The following is a 1,598-nucleotide window of genomic DNA, read 5'->3' as shown; positions in this document are numbered from 1 at the left end:
GATATCGAGCAGCGTCGGGCCCTTTGCTTCGTCCGTGGGCGCTGCTCGCGGAATCCGGGTTGTTTCTGACATTCGCGATCCTTTCGAGATCCTTGGCAACTCGGCAGCGGTCAGGGCTGGTCAGCCTGTCTGAAGACCTCGCCGTTCACGATGATCTTGGGCAGGCCGAGGAGCGTCCACGCAGGTCGTATACCAGCGCGGATCGCCTCGATGTCGGTATCGATGGCGACCTGAGCCCCCCGCACCATCTCGAACTCGCCGGCGGGGGTTCCCTGGTCGTGGACCTTGCGGCTGACCCAGCCTTTGTCGGTTTCCGTGTATTCGACGTAGTCGAGAATCTTGGGCATGCTCAACCGACCTCCGAGTCCGGCGCGTCGATGATCGACCGTGGAACCTCGAACACTTCTTCATACCCTCGACGGACCGCTTCGACGTTCGCCTGGACGACGCTCTCGCCGCGCTTGCCGAACCACTTGCGCAGCGAATCCTCAACGAGGGCGAAGAGATCTTCCTTCGTCATGCTGTGCGCCTGCAGGATCGGAGACTGGCGCAGGAAGATGCCTGCCAGCACGATGCCCTGCATGCGCTCTCGAAGGTCGGGCGTCGGAGCCACCTCGCGAGCGATACGCACCGTGTCGAGCGCGACGACCCGGATGGAGCGCTTGCGGACGATCTCCTTGGCATAGCCGGGGATGCCTGCCCAGACCTCCTCCGGTGTGCTCTTCGGCGTCTGGATGAAGACCATCCCGCCTTCCTGCAAGCCCGCCAACGGGTTCCCATGATGGAACGCGTTCACGTCGTTCAGCGGCACGAACTCGACGTGGTTCATCTCACAGTGGGTTCGGATGGACTCGTCGGCGACCGTCAGGTAGTAGGTCGTCGGCAAGCCCTTCTTCTCGGAGCCGTACTTCGGGTACGCCTGAACGCTGAACCCCAGCATGCCGAGGAACGACGCGATCACCTTATTCGTCGTCACGGAGCCGAAGCCGCCGACCGAGTGCCCGCGCATCGAAAAGGAGCCCGTGGGACGGATGTCCGGGTCGATCCGGGCTTCCAGAGCCAGGTCGTGCTTGACGCCCAGCACGAAGAAGCGCTTGCCATTCTCATCGACCATATTCTCGTAGACGGCGATGAAGTCCCCGGGACGGACGTCGCGGCTGCCCAGTCCGGCGGCGCCGGAGTAGACCGCTGGGATCGACGTGATCGCCGGGTACCCGTCGGCACCGGAGACCGCGTCGGCGAACGCCGCCTTAATCTCCGCCGTCAATGGGTTCGACTGCGCCAGCGGGTTGTCCATGCGCTCGATGACGCTGAACGCCTTCACGTCCTTCAGCGCCTCGACAAGCTGCGGGCCCGGGAACGGTCGGAAGACGGTCACATGGACGACGCCGACTCGGTGCCCGCGCTCGCGCAGGAAATCGGCGGTCACCATCGCCGTTTCCATCATGCCGCCCATGCCGACGATGGCGTATCCTGCGTCTTCCATGCGGTACTGCTCGATGAACGAATACGGTCTGCCGGTCCGCTTCGCCCACTCATCCATCGCCGACTGGATGGCGGCTGGAACCGCATCGTAGTAAGCGCGCTGGGCGATCTTG

Annotated in this window: 2 protein-coding genes; both read right to left on the bottom strand. The window is 63.8% G+C overall.

Going from position 1 to position 1,598, the window contains the following annotated elements; genetic code table 11:
• Positions 1-110: 110 nt before the first annotated feature.
• Complete coding sequence (locus FJZ36_19370) at positions 111-347, bottom strand: hypothetical protein (GenBank protein ID MBM3217058.1); 237 nt, start codon at positions 345-347, stop codon at positions 111-113.
• Positions 348-349: 2 nt separating this feature from the next.
• On the bottom strand, positions 350-1,598 hold a 1,249-nt coding region (locus tag FJZ36_19365), incomplete at its 5' end, for a pyruvate ferredoxin oxidoreductase (protein ID MBM3217057.1).

It is taken from the genome of Candidatus Poribacteria bacterium (genome assembly GCA_016866785.1).
Taxonomy (GTDB): Bacteria; Poribacteria; WGA-4E.
Note: the sequence above shows the minus strand (reverse complement) of the source record. Positions and strands in the feature narration are given on the sequence as shown.